The 14,537-nt window shown below is 61.1% G+C and carries 13 protein-coding genes and 1 pseudogene; 7 read left to right on the top strand and 7 right to left on the bottom strand.

All coding sequences use genetic code 11. The features are described 5' to 3' along the window. Nucleotides 1-2: 2 nt before the first annotated feature. Entirely contained in the window at nt 3-452 is a 450-nt protein-coding gene (moaE, locus tag AC07S6_RS22030) for a molybdopterin synthase catalytic subunit MoaE (protein ID WP_034128700.1), read from the top strand. 129 nt (nt 453-581) lie between these two features. On the opposite strand, the gene rhlB is transcribed toward moaE, so the two are convergent. Both rhlB and AC07S6_RS22020 read right to left on the bottom strand, forming a co-directional pair. After that, complete coding sequence (gene rhlB / locus AC07S6_RS22025; RefSeq protein ID WP_014717018.1) at nt 582-2,048, bottom strand: ATP-dependent RNA helicase RhlB; 1,467 nt, start codon at nt 2,046-2,048, stop codon at nt 582-584. Nucleotides 2,049-2,143: 95 nt separating this feature from the next. After that, nucleotides 2,144-2,800 (bottom strand): alpha/beta hydrolase, encoded by a 657-nt coding sequence (locus AC07S6_RS22020; protein WP_197881440.1) that lies wholly within the window; start codon nt 2,798-2,800, stop codon nt 2,144-2,146. A 346-nt stretch (nt 2,801-3,146) separates the two neighbouring features. Between AC07S6_RS22020 and AC07S6_RS22015 the strand changes: the two genes are divergently transcribed. From AC07S6_RS22015 to AC07S6_RS22000, 4 genes are all read left to right on the top strand, one after another. After that, nucleotides 3,147-4,178, top strand: a complete 1,032-nt coding sequence (locus AC07S6_RS22015; protein WP_014717020.1) for an amino acid ABC transporter substrate-binding protein — start codon at nt 3,147-3,149, stop codon at nt 4,176-4,178. A 72-nt stretch (nt 4,179-4,250) separates the two neighbouring features. Further along, on the top strand, nt 4,251-5,432 hold the full coding sequence (locus AC07S6_RS22010; RefSeq protein WP_019817630.1) for an amino acid ABC transporter permease: 1,182 nt from the start codon (nt 4,251-4,253) through the stop codon (nt 5,430-5,432). A gap of 10 nt (nt 5,433-5,442) precedes the next feature. Next, nucleotides 5,443-6,540 carry an amino acid ABC transporter permease gene (locus tag AC07S6_RS22005; protein ID WP_014717022.1) on the top strand — a complete coding sequence of 366 codons (1,098 nt, stop codon included), beginning with the start codon at nt 5,443-5,445 and terminating at the stop codon, nt 6,538-6,540. Nucleotides 6,541-6,550: 10 nt separating this feature from the next. Further along, nucleotides 6,551-7,315, top strand: a complete 765-nt coding sequence (locus AC07S6_RS22000) for an amino acid ABC transporter ATP-binding protein (RefSeq protein ID WP_003188759.1) — start codon at nt 6,551-6,553, stop codon at nt 7,313-7,315. A gap of 53 nt (nt 7,316-7,368) precedes the next feature. Here AC07S6_RS22000 and AC07S6_RS21995 read toward each other — a convergent pair whose 3' ends face one another. Together AC07S6_RS21995 and AC07S6_RS21990 are read right to left on the bottom strand one after the other, a co-directional pair. Next, nucleotides 7,369-7,851, bottom strand: coding sequence for a type II toxin-antitoxin system MqsA family antitoxin (locus AC07S6_RS21995; protein ID WP_014717023.1), 483 nt, complete (start codon nt 7,849-7,851; stop codon nt 7,369-7,371). Then, nucleotides 7,848-8,158, bottom strand: a pseudogene (locus AC07S6_RS21990) (type II toxin-antitoxin system MqsR family toxin). The gene AC07S6_RS21995 and the pseudogene AC07S6_RS21990 overlap by 4 nt, the downstream one beginning before the upstream one ends. A 159-nt stretch (nt 8,159-8,317) precedes the next feature. On the opposite strand from AC07S6_RS21990, the gene AC07S6_RS21985 reads away from it, so the two are divergent. Next, entirely contained in the window at nt 8,318-8,977 is a 660-nt protein-coding gene (locus tag AC07S6_RS21985; RefSeq protein ID WP_495113049.1) for a FadR/GntR family transcriptional regulator, read from the top strand. Next, a complete protein-coding gene (locus tag AC07S6_RS21980; RefSeq protein WP_014717026.1) occupies nt 8,967-10,232 on the top strand; it encodes a CynX/NimT family MFS transporter in 1,266 nt (421 codons plus the stop codon). Before AC07S6_RS21985 ends, AC07S6_RS21980 begins: the two co-directional genes overlap by 11 nt. Here the strand turns inward: AC07S6_RS21980 and AC07S6_RS21975 are convergent. From AC07S6_RS21975 to AC07S6_RS21965, 3 genes are read right to left on the bottom strand one after another with little or no spacing between them, the layout of a single operon-like run. Further along, a complete protein-coding gene (locus AC07S6_RS21975; RefSeq protein WP_495113048.1) occupies nt 10,229-10,870 on the bottom strand; it encodes a DUF1120 domain-containing protein in 642 nt (213 codons plus the stop codon). The genes AC07S6_RS21980 and AC07S6_RS21975 overlap by 4 nt on opposite strands. Before the next feature lie 11 nt (nt 10,871-10,881). Then, nucleotides 10,882-12,021 (bottom strand): DUF1120 domain-containing protein, encoded by a 1,140-nt coding sequence (locus tag AC07S6_RS21970; RefSeq protein ID WP_495113047.1) that lies wholly within the window; start codon nt 12,019-12,021, stop codon nt 10,882-10,884. A gap of 11 nt (nt 12,022-12,032) precedes the next feature. Next, a complete protein-coding gene (locus AC07S6_RS21965) occupies nt 12,033-14,471 on the bottom strand; it encodes a fimbria/pilus outer membrane usher protein (protein ID WP_495113046.1) in 2,439 nt (812 codons plus the stop codon). Between the last annotated feature and the right edge of the window lie 66 nt (nt 14,472-14,537).

The following is a 14,537-nucleotide window of genomic DNA, read 5'->3' as shown; positions in this document are numbered from 1 at the left end:
TCATGGCCATTCGTGTGCAGGTCGAGGCCTTTGATCCGGGTGCCGAAGTCAACGCCATGCACGCGGCCAACGTGGGCGTGGGCGCGGTGGTGAGCTTTGTCGGCTATGTACGCGACTTCAATGACGGGCGCGAGGTGTCGGGGATGTTTCTTGAACACTACCCCGGCATGACCGAAAAAGCCCTGGCCAAGATCGCCGTGGAAGCCGAACAGCGCTGGCCGTTGCTCAAGCTGGAGGTGCTGCACCGTATCGGCGCGCTGGAACCGGGCGAGCCGATTGTGTTTGTCGGCGCGGCCAGTGCGCATCGGCAGGCAGCGTTTGATGCCTGTGCATTTGTGATGGATTACTTGAAGACGCGGGCGCCGTTCTGGAAGAAGGAAAACACCAGCGAGGGGCCGCGTTGGGTAGAAGGGCGCAGCAGTGACCACGCCGCAGCGGATCGCTGGAAGTAGCCACCCAGACGCAGAAACCGATGTGGGAGCTGGCTTGCCTGCGATAGCATCACCTCGGCGTGACTGAAAAACCGAGGTGTCTGCATCGCAGGCAAGCCAGCTCCCACATTTTTTTATCGCATTCCGGTATCAGGGGCGTTTGCGTTCTACAGCCCGCAGCAAGTGCGTCGGCGGCGTCTCACAGCTGATCTTGCGCCCCAGCAACGCCTCGATGGATGGCAGCTGGTACGAGTCATCTTCCCCTGCAAAGCTGATCGACACACCCGCAGCCCCAGCACGCCCGGTACGGCCAATGCGGTGCACGTAGTCGTCCGGCACTTCCGGCAGGGTGAAGTTGATCACGTGGCTGATGCCGTCGATGTGAATACCGCGACCGGCCACGTCGGTGGCTACCAACACGCGGATCTTGCCTTCGCGAAAGCCTTCCAGGGTCTTGATGCGCTTGTGCTGCGGTACATCACCCGACAGTTGCGCAGCGTTGACGCCGTCGCGCACCAGGCGTTCTTCGATGCGGCGCACCTCGTCCTTGCGGTTGGCGAAGACCATCACGCGTTCCCAACCGTTGTCGTTGACCAGGTTGTAGAGCAGCTTGTACTTGTCGGCACCGGCGACGGCGTAGATATGTTGCTCGACGTTTTCGCTGGCGACGTTGAGTGCTTCGATCTCGACGATAGACGGGTCGGTGGTCCACTGCTTGGCGAGGTTCATCACGTCTTCGGTGAAGGTCGCGGAGAACAGCAAAGTCTGACGCTCGGCTTTCGGCGGCGTCTGACGGATGATCTGGCGTACTTGCGGGATAAAGCCCATGTCGAGCATGCGGTCGGCTTCGTCCAGCACCATCACTTCGACCATGTCCAGGTGTACGTCGCCACGCTGGTTGAAGTCGAGCAGGCGGCCCGGGGTGGCGACGAGGATGTCGCAGTGACGGGCTTCAAGGTGCTTGAGCTGCTTGTCGAAGTCCATGCCGCCCACGAACGTCATGACGTTGAGGCCGGTGTACTTGGTCAGGTCGGCGGCGTCCTTGGCGATCTGCACCACCAGCTCCCGGGTCGGGGCGATGATCAGCGCACGCGGTTCACCCATGTAGCGCTCTTTGGGCGGCGGCGTTTGCAGCAGTTGGGTGATGATCGAGATCAGGAACGCGGCGGTCTTGCCGGTGCCGGTCTGGGCGCGGCCGATGGCGTCTTTGCCCGCGAGGGTGAAGCCCAGCACTTGCGCCTGGATGGGCGTGCAGTACGGGAAACCCAGGTCCTGGATGGCGTGCATCAGTTCCGGGGCCAGTTTGAAATCGTGGAAGCGGGTCTTGCCTTCCTGGGGTTCGACGACGAAGTCCTCGAGTTTCCAGGGGGTCACGGGCGGCTTGGGCGCACGTTCGCGACGGGGCTTGGCCACAGGCGTCGGGGCGGGCTCGGCAGGCTTTACCTGTTCAGGCGGCGTCACCGTGGTTTTGCTCGGTGAGGCGGCGGGTGCGTTCCGGCCGGGCTGTTGACCGTCATTGCGGTTGCCGGGCTTGGGGGCAGGAGCACTGGGAACAGGCGCGAGCGGCTCAGCCTCGCTTTTGCCGAACATCTTCTTGAGTGCTTTGAGCACGGTCATCTCATTAATTGATTAAGGAATGTACGCCGGCCAGTGTAATGCAAGAATCGGGCGCGGCGTAGTGCGTCTGTCATACGGCTACATAAACACGGGATTCAGCGCAGGCGTTCAGTCAGCCAGGTGCCTATATCGTGTATCTCTTGGGGTAACACTTCGTGGCCCATTGGGTATTCCTGCCATGTCACGGTGACACCACGGCCCTTTAAATGCTCGTAGGCACTGCGGCCCATGGCGTTCTGCACCACTTCGTCGTACTGGCCGTGCAGGCACAGCGTGGGGATGCGTTGCTGGCTGGCGGATAATTCCAGTTCATTATCGAAGGTGGGCGCATAGGTGGAGAGGGCGATCACACCGCCCAAGGGGCCCTCCCATTTCTTAAACGCGGTGTGGAAGACCACCGCGCCACCTTGAGAAAAACCGGCGAGGAAAATTCGCGAGGTGTCTATTCCGGTTCTCTGTTGCGCCTCGATCAAGTCGGTGACCATTTTGGCCGACGTTTCCAGTTCTTCCAGGCTGATCGAACGAGCCGGGCTCATGGCCTTGATGTCGTACCAACTCGGCATCTCGTAGCCGCCATTAATGGTCACCGGGCGCGTGGGCGCCTGGGGCAAAACGAAGCGGGTGCTCAGCAAGGTTTCCTGCAGGGCTTCGGCCACCGGCAGGAAGTCGTAGCGATCGGCGCCCAGGCCATGCAACCAGATAACGCAGGCGTCTGCGGGCTTGGCGGGCTGAAGAATCAAGGGTTCGGTCATGTCTGCTCCATAGATGTGCGGGCGCTCCGATGAGGTGCGTCGGAACGGTGCGCAACAGGTTGATCTGTTAAGAGAATGTCGCAAGGCTGAATCTTTTGCCATGTAACCGCAGTTGCAGCCACTCGACCAAGACTCTGGTACGCGCCTTGCTATGTGTAGCTCGATGTCAGAACTCTCCTAGGACGGTAACACTATCAGTGACTGCCGCCTGTGGGAAAGCAACTGGAATTACCGCAAAAACCTCATGCTGCTTGGCCCCAAAAAAAACCAACACGGGTCGATATCGCCTCATAAGGGTGCGCTGAGGTTGGAGCTCCGACACAACAAGAGCAATTGGAGGTTTGTAATGAAGGTATTGAAATCCACCCTGGCCATCGTCTCTGCGGCGGCTGTACTGGGTGTCAGTGGTTTTGCCCACGCGGGCGCCACCCTGGACGCCGTGCAGAAGAAAGGCTTTGTGCAGTGCGGTGTGAGTGACGGCCTGCCGGGTTTCTCGGTGCCGGATGCCAGCGGCAAGATCCTCGGGATCGACGCTGACTATTGCCGCGCAGTGGCGGCTGCCGTGTTTGGCGATGCCACCAAGGTCAAGTTCAGCCAGTTGAACGCCAAGGAGCGTTTCACCGCGCTTCAGTCAGGCGAAGTCGACATCTTGTCGCGCAACACCACCATGACCAGCTCCCGCGACGCGGGCATGGGCCTGAAATTCCCGGGCTTCATTACCTACTACGACGGCATCGGCTTTCTGGTGAACAACAAGCTGGGCGTCAAGAGCGCCAAGGAGCTGGACGGTGCAACCATCTGCATCCAGGCCGGTACCACCACCGAGCTGAACGTTTCCGACTACTTCCGCGCCAACAACCTCAAATACACCCCGATCACCTTCGACACCTCCGATGAAAGCGCCAAGTCGCTGGAATCCGGGCGTTGCGACGTACTGACTTCCGACAAGTCCCAGCTGTTCGCCCAGCGCAGCAAGCTGGCCTCGCCGAAAGACTACGTGGTGCTGCCGGAAACCATTTCCAAGGAGCCCCTGGGCCCGGTCGTGCGTAACGGCGATGACGAGTGGCTGGCCATCGTGCGCTGGGTGGGCTACGCCATGCTCAACGCGGAAGAGGCCGGTGTGACCTCCAAGAACGTCGAGGCTGAAGCCAAGGCCACCAAGAACCCGGACGTTGCGCGTCTGCTCGGTGCCGACGGCGAATACGGCAAAGATCTGAAAGTGAAGAAGGACTGGGTGGTACAGATCGTCAAGCAAGTGGGTAACTACGGCGAGATGTTCGAGCGCAACCTGGGCAAGAGCACGCCGCTGGAAATCGACCGTGGCCTGAACGCCCTGTGGAACAACGGCGGCATTCAATACGCACCCCCTGTGCGCTGATCGCTGATGGTTCTGTCACCCGGTAGGCCAACTGCCGGGTGATGTTCTGTTCCATTATTTTCGGGGCACTTCATGCAAAATAAAATCGGCGCACCCAAGCAGAAGCTCAGCTTCAGCGACCCCAAAGTGCGTGCGTGGCTGTTCCAGATCATCACGATCGTGGCGGTGGTCTCGCTGGGCTGGTACCTGTTCCATAACACCCAGACCAACCTGCAACACCGGGGCATCACCTCGGGTTTCGACTTTCTTGAGCGCAGTGCCGGCTTCGGCATCGCGCAGCACTTGATCGACTACACCGAATCGGACAGCTATGCCCGGGTGTTTGTCATCGGCCTGCTCAACACTTTGCTGGTGACCGTCATCGGTGTGGTGCTGGCAACCCTGCTCGGCTTCATCATCGGCGTGGCGCGCTTGTCGCCCAACTGGATGATCAACAAGCTGGCGACGGTGTACGTGGAGGTGTTCCGCAATATTCCGCCGCTGTTGCAGATCCTGTTCTGGTACTTCGCGGTGTTCCTGACCATGCCAGGGCCGCGCAACAGCCATAACTTCGGTGACACCTTCTTTGTCAGCAGCCGTGGCCTGAACATGCCGGCAGCACTGGCCTCCGACGGGTTCTGGCCGTTTGTCACCAGCCTGGTGGTCGCCATCGTTGCCATCGTGCTGATGACCCGCTGGGCCAACAAGCGCTTTGAAGCGACGGGGGTTCCCTTCCATAAATTCTGGGCGGGCCTGGCGCTGCTGGTGGTGATCCCGGCGTTGTGCGTGTTGATCTTCGGTACGCCATTGCATTGGGAAATGCCCAAGCTTGCTGGCTTCAACTTCGTCGGTGGCTGGGTGCTGATCCCTGAGTTGTTGGCGTTGACCCTGGCGTTGACCGTGTACACGGCGGCGTTCATTGCGGAGATCGTGCGCTCGGGCATCAAGTCCGTCAGCCATGGCCAGACCGAAGCGGCACGTTCACTGGGCCTGCGCCCAGGGCCGACGCTGCGCAAGGTCATCATCCCGCAAGCGCTGCGCGTGATCATTCCGCCGCTGACCAGCCAATACCTGAACCTGGCGAAAAACTCGTCGTTGGCCGCCGGTATCGGTTATCCGGAAATGGTTTCGCTGTTTGCCGGCACGGTGCTCAACCAGACCGGCCAGGCCATTGAAGTCATTGCCATCACCATGAGCGTGTACCTGGCGATCAGCATCAGCATTTCCCTGCTGATGAACTGGTACAACAAGCGCATTGCGCTGATCGAGCGGTGAGGACACACCCATGACTACGCATACGTTCAAACCTGACATGCCACCGCCGAGCAAAGTCTTCGGGCCGGTGGCCTGGATGCGCGCCAACTTGTTCTCGAGCTGGCTCAATACACTGCTGACCTTGCTGGCGATCTACCTGGTGTACCTGGTGGTGCCACCGATCCTGCACTGGGCCATCCTCGATGCCAACTGGGTGGGCACCACCCGCGCCGACTGCACCAAGGAGGGCGCCTGCTGGGTGTTTATCCAACAGCGCTTCGGGCAGTTCATGTATGGCTACTACCCCGTCGACCTGCGCTGGCGCGTGGACATGACGGTGTGGCTGGCCATCGTGGGCGTGGCGCCGTTGTTTATCTCGCGTTTCCCACGCAAGGCGATCTACGGCCTGGGCTTTCTGGTGTTGTACCCGATCATCGCCTACTGCTTGCTGCACGGCGGCGTGTTCGGCCTGAGTAATGTGGCGACCAGCCAATGGGGTGGCCTGATGCTGACCCTGGTGATCGCCACTGTCGGCATCGCCGGCGCCTTGCCGCTGGGCATTGTGCTGGCGCTGGGACGGCGTTCGAATATGCCCGCCATTCGGGTGGTCTGCGTGACCTTCATCGAGTTCTGGCGCGGCGTGCCGTTGATCACCGTGCTGTTCATGTCGTCGGTGATGCTGCCGCTGTTCCTGCCTGAAGGCATGAACTTCGACAAGCTGCTGCGGGCGCTGATCGGTGTGATCCTGTTCCAGTCGGCCTATGTGGCCGAAGTGGTGCGCGGTGGTTTGCAGGCGATTCCCAAGGGCCAATACGAAGCCGCTGCGGCGATGGGCCTGGGCTACTGGCGCAGCATGGGCCTGGTGATCTTGCCGCAGGCCTTGAAGATGGTGATCCCAGGGATCGTCAACACCTTCATCGCCCTGTTCAAGGACACCAGCCTTGTGATCATCATCGGCCTGTTCGACCTGCTCAACAGCGTCAAGCAAGCCGCCGCCGACCCCAAATGGCTGGGCATGGCCACTGAAGGCTACGTGTTCGCCGCCCTGGTGTTCTGGATTTTCTGTTTTGGTATGTCGCGCTATTCCATGCATCTGGAACGCAAGCTCGACACTGGCCACAAGCGTTAGGAGTTTTTTGATGAGCGAAGCAATCAAACAGCCTGTGAGCCCTGAAGGCATTATCCAGATGCAGGGCGTCAACAAGTGGTACGGCCAATTCCACGTGTTGAAAGACATCAACCTCAACGTCAAGCAGGGCGAGCGTATCGTGCTGTGCGGCCCGTCGGGCTCGGGCAAGTCCACCACCATCCGCTGCCTCAACCGCCTGGAAGAGCACCAGCAGGGCCGCATTGTGGTCGATGGCGTGGAGCTGACCAACGACCTCAAGCAGATCGAAGCGATTCGCCGCGAAGTCGGTATGGTGTTCCAGCACTTCAACCTGTTCCCGCATTTGACCATCCTGCAAAACTGCACGCTGGCGCCGATGTGGGTGCGCAAGATGCCCAAGCGCAAGGCCGAGGAAATCGCCATGCATTACCTGGAGCGCGTGCGCATTCCGGAGCAGGCCCACAAGTTTCCCGGGCAGCTTTCAGGTGGCCAGCAACAGCGTGTGGCGATTGCCCGCGCGCTGTGCATGAAGCCCAAAATCATGTTGTTCGATGAGCCGACGTCGGCGCTGGATCCTGAGATGGTGAAAGAGGTGCTGGACACCATGATCGGCCTGGCTGAAGACGGCATGACCATGTTGTGCGTGACCCACGAAATGGGCTTCGCCCGCACCGTGGCCAACCGCGTGATCTTCATGGACAAGGGCGAGATCGTGGAACAGGCGGCACCGAATGACTTCTTTGATAACCCGCAGAATGAGCGGACCCGGTTGTTCTTGAGCCAGATACTGCATTGATGGAGTGTTAAAAATAAACCCGGCCTGGTGCCGGGTTTGTTTTTTGCCCTCAGTCAGGGCGTCGTCGCGATCTCGTGTTCTTTGTGGGTTGTATGCGTGGTGTTACGCATATCAGCACCCTCACTCAAGGTTTTTGCATCAACGAGCAGATGCGGGTGGCGATCAAGCAAGCGCATAAGCACGACGAGGGATTTTGGCGCCAGCAGCTCACCGCGTTCGTAACGTGAAAGTGCGTTATGTCCGCCGCCGGAAAGCAGTTGCACAGTGTCCTTTTGTGAAAGATGCAATTTGCGACGAATGCGCTTTATCTCGTTACCGATCATTCGTCTGAAGCTGTAGACCATCTCATCACAGTGATCTGAATAGCGGTCCGCGTCTTCAGGGTCAAAGATCACCTCACCACAACTTTGGCACTCCCAGCCTGAAAGGTTGTCGATTCGGCGGTGCAAGCCTTTGACTTCCGATGTTTCGCTGCGACCCGAAAAATGCCGCATTCCGTCATGCTGGCCGCAGCTGAAGCACTGTTCTGTTTTCATAGGTTACTCTCCTTGAAGGAGATCACCGGAGGTTTACCGTCCGTGCGGTACGTCACCTTGATGTAGATCTCCAGGCCATGTGAGTGAATGTGATAAACGTCTTGCCAGACGCAATGGTCGCCATAACTTGTCATGGATTTAAACAGCATCTTGCCCGTTAGCTTGTAAACAACCTCCTGCATTTGCGTGATGCTCAGATCGAGCTTTTCCCCGCAGTTGCGTGCTGTTTTGGTAAAAGCTTGTTTTCCAAGCCGCTGACATCCGCCTTGATCAGGGCCAAATCGTAATGAGGTGTGTACTTTTCCATAAGACACCTGAGTCCAATAATTACCCTCTAAGGGTAATTTTACCAATCGAAAATACTGCTCCTTTTCCTGCCTGAGAACCCTAGTGCGTTGCCTTTGTAGGCAACTCCGAATAGCCTGTAGGAAAATTCATCCTATGATTGGACGAAAGCGCTAAACCCATGACAGACATCGCCCCGCTGATCAAACGCTCCCTGGTCGACCAAGCGCTGGAGCAACTGCGCCTGCGCATCTCCCAAGGCGTATGGGCCATCGGCGAGCGCCTGCCCACTGAGCCCGAACTGTCCGCCGAGCTCGGTATCAGCCGTAACACCGTGCGTGAAGCCATGCGGGTATTGGTCTTCTCTGGCTTGATCGACATTCGCCAGGGCGATGGTAGTTACCTGCGCTCGATGACCGACCCGCTGGGCACAATGCGGGCGCTGTCTCATTGCACGCTGGAGCAGGCGCAGGAGACGCGCCAGATTCTGGAAGTGGAGGCCATCGGCCTGGCTGCGTTGCGTCGTACCGAAGCGGACCTTGAGGCATTGCGCAAGGCGCTCGACCTCAGCGCCGACCGTTATCACGGTGACCTGGAGGCCTATATCAGCGCCGACCTGATCTTCCACCAGCACTTGGTGGATGCGGCGCACAACCCGGCCTTGAGCGAGCTGTACCACTACTTCTCCGCCATTGTCGGCGCGCAGCTGCGCCAGACCCTGAACCGCTCACCGCGACGCCAGGCGGTGTTCGACCTGCATGGAGCGCTACTCGATGCGGTGGAACAACAAGACCCGGACCGCGCCAAATCCCTCTGCCGGCAGTTGATCAATGAACCCTGAAGCCCCACGCAAGACCGAACTCGAAGAACTGTTGATCGACGCCGAAGCTGACGACGACAGCGTGCAGCAGGCGCAGCCGAGCGTGGTTCGGCCATGGCTGCTGTTGCTGGGCCTGGTGTTGGTGGCCTTGAACCTGCGCCCGGCCTTGTCGAGCCTGTCGCCGTTGCTGGCAGAGGTTTCGAGCAGTTTAGGCCTGTCCGCCGCCAAGGCCGGTTTACTGACCACCTTGCCGGTGCTGTGCCTGGGCCTGTTTGCACCTACCGCGCCGATGCTGGCCCGGCGTTTCGGCGCCGAGCGCGTGGTGCTCGGCATCCTGCTGACCCTGGCCGCGGGGATCATCCTGCGCAGTTCGTTCGGTGAGGTGGGGTTGTTCCTCGGTAGCCTGGTTGCAGGTGCCAGCATTGGCATCATCGGCGTGTTGCTGCCGGGTATCGTCAAGCGCGATTTCGCCAGCCAGGCCGGCGCCATGACCGGTGTCTACACCATGGCGTTGTGCTTGGGCGCCGCCATGGCGGCCGGTGCCTCCGTGCCACTGAGCCACGCCTTTGGCGACAGTTGGAAGATCGGCCTGGGCTTCTGGATCCTGCCGGCCCTGGTCGCGGCCCTGGTCTGGTTGCCCCAGGTTGGGCAGAAGCACGGAGCCCACCGTGTGGCCTATCGTGTGAAGGGTTTATTGCGCGATCCGCTGGCCTGGCAGGTCACCCTGTACATGGGCCTGCAGTCGTCACTGGCCTACATCGTGTTCGGCTGGTTGCCGTCGATCCTGATCGGCCGCGGCCTGAGCGCGACCGAAGCCGGGTTGGCGCTGTCGGGCTCGATTATCGTGCAACTGCTCAGCTCCCTGGCCGCGCCGTGGCTGGCGACGCGGGGCAAGGACCAGCGCCTGGCGATCGTGGTGGTGATGCTGCTGACGCTCGGCGGCTTGTTCGGGTGCCTGTACGCGCCGCTGGATGGCCTGTGGGGTTGGGCGATTGTGCTGGGCCTGGGACAGGGCGGGACGTTCAGCCTGGCGCTGACCCTGATCGTGTTGCGTTCACGCGATTCCCATGTGGCGGCCAACCTGTCGAGCATGGCCCAAGGCATTGGCTACACCCTGGCCTCCCTCGGCCCTTTCGCGGTCGGCCTGGTACATGACTGGACCGGCGGCTGGACGGCTATCGGCTGGATCTTCGCCGTGATCGGCCTGGGCGCCATCGTCGCGGGCCTCGGCGCCGGCCGTGCGCGCTATGTGCAAGTCACCAGCGAGAAAGTCTAGAGGTACACCACTTCCAGCGTGGCCGAGCCATCGAGCGGTGTTTCCACGCTCAAGTCCAGATTCTTGCGCGCATTGATCACGGTCTGCACCGTCACCATGCCTCCCAGGATACCGATCGCCGTGGGCCCGCTGACGCTGCCCTCGACGTCCGTGAAGCCAAGGTAGCTCCTGGAGCCGATGTCGATGGGGTTGAGGTTGGAGGTTCGCCACGCCAGGCCACCGGTGGTGGATTCGGTGCCGTAGATCTGGGCGGTGTTGCTGGCCTGCGTCTGCCGAGGGTCGAAGGTCATGGAGTAGACCCCCAGGCGGTTACCGCTGTTATCGAACCCCAACCCGTAGTAAATCTCGCTGTTGACCATGGCCGAGCCGTCGCGGTTGTCAGCCATGCGCAAGGCATAGCGCACGGGGCCGTTGCAGGTAATGCCGATGTGAAGGTTCTTGACAGGCAGGCGCGTGGCGGTCTCCAGGTTCAGATCTTGTTGGGCAATCTTGCCGTAGTCGATCAGGCCGCCGCTGGAGAGTTGTGGCAAGCAGGCGGCGGGAATGATCAGTCCCTGGACGCTCAGGTCAACCGTGGAGGCCGCCAGTGCCTGGGCGCTGCCGCATAAAAGCAGGCTGCAAAGAAGGTGTCTTTTCATGATGCGAACTCCTACAAGTAGACGATTTCGAGAGTGCCGGACCCATTGATGCGCACGACATCACGCAGATCCAGGCTTTGCATGGGCGCCAGATACGTCTTGATGCGCATCGTGCCGGTCAGCGTCTGGATGGACACCGGCCCGGTGGTGACACCGGTCTTGTCGGTAAAACCCAGCAGGCTGTTGGCCGCCATGGGGATCTGCCGGGCGGTGGAACTGCTCCACGCCACGCCATTGCTGGTGGAGTCGGTGCGGTACAAGGTGGGAAAGCTATCGGCGCTGAATTCCCCCGGGTCGATGGTCAAATAAAAACGCCCGATTTTGTTACGGCTGGCGTCCAAGTCCAGTCCATAGGCTGTTTCATCAGTGCCGCCGGTGGCCGAACCGTCGCGGTTGTCTTTCATGCGCAGGCCAAAGCGGATCGGCGCGTCGCAGCTCACGTTCAGGCGCAGCGTACGGGTGGGCAGGGGGGTTTCGTTGGTGGCGCTGAGGTCCTTGGCGTACAACGTGCCATAGTCGACCACGCCGTGGTCCGACAGTGTCGGCAGGCAAGCAACGGGCGCAAAGTGCGCGCGCAGCGTCAGTTCCCGGTAGCGGCCGTGGCTTGCGCCGTAGAGCATTCCAGAGACTTCCCAGGTAGTTGCGTCTCTGGCTTGTATTGCCGCCACACCGGCCCAGGCGCGTAGCGTCAGTTGCAACGAAAGGCTTTTGCCCATGAGCACTGCACCTTGTTCAATCGGTGCGATGCCATGCCCGGGACGCCACTCCAGTACCGTTGCACTCATCACGGGGGGCTGGCCGGCAGCGGTCAGCAAGCCCAATTCAACGGCGCGACCGTCGAGCACGGCATTGCCGACCTCGATGGCATAGCTGCCGTGTTCGGTAAATTGCAGGCGCTGCGGGGTGGCAGCCAGCGCACGATAGAAGAGGCTGAGGTCTTCGGCCTGGGGGCAGTTGACGTTCACGCTCAGGCGGCGCTCACCGAGCAAGCGTTCCGGCGCGCCGTCGTGTTGCGCAAGACGGTTCATCAGACCGAAATCAACCTGAGCTTCGCTGACGTTCAGTTGGCATTCTTCCAAGGCTTGGGCCGTGCCGGCGATGCCGAGCAGTAGCCACATACAGAGTGAGCGCATACAGGTTACAAGGGGCATGACAGAAATCCTCAAGGTACGTGGCAACGTGCGGGAGCCGATTCGAAGTACACCGACGGGTCGGCTTTGGCTGCCAGTTGGTAGCGCAACTGGCAACGGCCTCCCTGGGGTGTGGTTATCCACAGCGTTGTTTGATCCAGTACGTTGGGCAGAAAGACCTGGCTGCCGTCCTGCACCAAGGTCACAAACTCACCACTGGCACTGCTGACGGAGGCGCCCGCAGGCAGCGGCGAGCCGTCGTCGTGACTGACGGTGAGCAACACACGGCGGGTCAGACCGACGCCGAACTCGACCCTGTCCACCGCGCCGCGTCCGGCCGAGATCATTGCCAGGCCATTGTTGATATCGGCATTGCGCGGCAGCGAGCGGGTCTGGACTTCCACCGGGCTGCGCCCGTACGCGGCCACTTGCGGCACCACGGCCTGGCCTTGCCAATCGGTCCAGACCGGCCCGCTGGGGGTACTGAGTTTGATGCCGCTCATATCGCCGACGGACACCAGGGCAAAGGTGTCGCGCACCGGGTAGGGAGAAAAGGTCACGCCGCCACCGTGCATCACCACTGCGCCGCGGGCGCCCCCTTGATAGCTGGAGCGCTCGGCATCGGAGCGGCTGTAGCTGAAGTCAAGCTGGCTGTAGCGTGGCAGCGCCGAGACGCCGACGGTGGTTTCCACCTGATGATCGCTGCTGTCATGTTCGGCGCTGACCCGGTAGCTGAGCTGGTCGTCGATCTGTTCGGTCACGCCCAGGCCCGTACGGTTTTCGCCGCCGGAATTGCGTACCCAACTGCGCAGTCGGCGACTCTCGCCCAGCGGCACACTGATGTTGAGGTAAACCGCGTTATCTTGTTGCTGGATACCGCCCATTTGCCATTCGGCGCTGGCTGACAAAGACACCGCGCCAATACTGGTGCCCCAGGATGCCAATGCGCGGCTGCTGCTGTCGCCGGCGAAGTTGGATGAGCGCGAAACCCCGGCGCTGAACGCACCCAGTATTGGGTGCGACCACCCCAGGTTGAGGCTTTGCTGGTCGCGGTAGCGTGAAGCGCGATTGCTGTCGTCGTCGCGCTCGTAGGTGCTCTCTTCGAGTTCGCGGTAGCCGGGGCTGCGCCAGGAATTGGCGGCGCTGAATGACCACTGTTCGTTCAGGCGCTGTGACCAGGAAAGATCGGTTTGCACACCGGAGACTTTTTCACGCGCCTGGGTGTTGGACACTTGCGTGGACAGTTGGATCTGACTGTCCAGCCAGGGAATCCAGCCCAGGCTAGCGCCCACCGAGCGGTATTCGCTGGCCGCCAGCACGCCGCTGCCCAGGGTCACCTGAGGATGCAGAGCGCCTGTCCAGCCGGCACTGACCACCCACGGATCATCCCCTTTGGCGTCGCCGACATTACGCACCCGGCCCGCCGCCACGGAGTATCCCGGCGCCGGCAACCCGAGGCCCAGCATGGCCGCCGGCACGGTAAAACGCCGTTCGCCGCCGACACTTTCCTTGACCGTGACTTCGACATCCGAGCGCGTATTCAACCTGCGCACATCGGCCAGGGCAAAGGGGCCGGCAGGCACCACGGTGGAGTGAATCAACGCACCGTTCTGCCGCACTTCGACCTGGGCGGGACTGTTGGCGATACCTTGAATCAGCGCGCCCTGGCCCTGCTCCTGGAGGGCGTGTTCGGTGAGCACTTGCACCCCGGTGATCTGTGCGCCGGACAGCACCGGGTTGTACAGATTGATCTGCCCGGCCTGCAGCACTGCCCGATGGCTGGCGAAGGTGCGTTGAGCATAGGCTTCCAAGTGGGTGCTGCGTGACAGGCCATCCTGCCAGGTCTGCACCTGGCGACTGCGCACGATCCAGTCGCCGGCATTGAAACCCACCTCGGTATTGGCCGAGCCGAACCGGCTGGCGTCATCGCCGAAGCGGTTGTAGAAGCCGCTGAGGTCGTAATTGAGCAACCCGGCAAATCCGCCGGTTTCGTAGCCGGAAATATCCTGCCGCACCGGGCGCAGCGCTTCGGTGGGCACCACCAGGGATACCGTCAGTGTCGCCGGATCCGGCTCCACCAGGCTTTGCGGATATTGCCCAAGGAAGTCCTGGCAACCTTCGGTTTCACTGGGCAGCTGCAGGTTGGCGGCGTCCAGCAAGGCCCGGTCAAAGCACAGGTTGCCCTGCTGATCAAAACTGACATCATGTCGGCCGCGTCGCTCGCCGTTGACCCGCAGGTGGACGGTATGTCGCCCGGCGGCGAAGCGCGGTGCGGCCAGCAACAGGCTGGCCAGCTGTGGGTCGATGCCACGTTGATGCAAGGTCTGGGTGTCGAAGCCGGCCGGGCTCGAATCATCGGCCCAGGCCTTGGTCGACAGCACTGCGCACAGCAGCAGCGCCAACGGCAACGGCGGTCGGGCAAGGATGGCGGGCACGGCTTCGCCGTCACGGTAACTCAATACTGTTATCACGCAAGGTACTCTTGTAGTGAACACTCAGGCCGTGTGCGCCCGGCGTTCTGGTGACGGTCGATATGC

The sequence above is a fragment of the Pseudomonas sp. GW821-FHT07B01 genome, assembly GCF_059419065.1.
This window is presented reverse-complemented; position numbering and strand designations above follow the sequence as displayed.

Bases quoted from the DNA above. Each gene is read 5' to 3' on its own strand.
- AC07S6_RS21980 (WP_014717026.1), top strand. From the start codon at position 8,967: ATGAACCCTGAAGCCCCACGCAAGACCGAACTCGAAGAACTGTTGATC.
- AC07S6_RS22000 (WP_003188759.1), top strand. From the start codon at position 6,551: ATGAGCGAAGCAATCAAACAGCCTGTGAGCCCTGAAGGCATTATCCAG.
- AC07S6_RS21975 (WP_495113048.1), bottom strand. From the start codon at position 10,870: ATGAAAAGACACCTTCTTTGCAGCCTGCTTTTATGCGGCAGCGCCCAG.
- AC07S6_RS22020 (WP_197881440.1), bottom strand. From the start codon at position 2,800: ATGACCGAACCCTTGATTCTTCAGCCCGCCAAGCCCGCAGACGCCTGC.
- AC07S6_RS22010 (WP_019817630.1), top strand. From the start codon at position 4,251: ATGCAAAATAAAATCGGCGCACCCAAGCAGAAGCTCAGCTTCAGCGAC.
- rhlB (WP_014717018.1), bottom strand. From the start codon at position 2,048: ATGACCGTGCTCAAAGCACTCAAGAAGATGTTCGGCAAAAGCGAGGCT.
- AC07S6_RS21970 (WP_495113047.1), bottom strand. From the start codon at position 12,021: ATGCCCCTTGTAACCTGTATGCGCTCACTCTGTATGTGGCTACTGCTC.
- moaE (WP_034128700.1), top strand. From the start codon at position 3: ATGGCCATTCGTGTGCAGGTCGAGGCCTTTGATCCGGGTGCCGAAGTC.
- AC07S6_RS21985 (WP_495113049.1), top strand. From the start codon at position 8,318: ATGACAGACATCGCCCCGCTGATCAAACGCTCCCTGGTCGACCAAGCG.
- AC07S6_RS21995 (WP_014717023.1), bottom strand. From the start codon at position 7,851: ATGAAAACAGAACAGTGCTTCAGCTGCGGCCAGCATGACGGAATGCGG.
- AC07S6_RS22015 (WP_014717020.1), top strand. From the start codon at position 3,147: ATGAAGGTATTGAAATCCACCCTGGCCATCGTCTCTGCGGCGGCTGTA.
- AC07S6_RS22005 (WP_014717022.1), top strand. From the start codon at position 5,443: ATGACTACGCATACGTTCAAACCTGACATGCCACCGCCGAGCAAAGTC.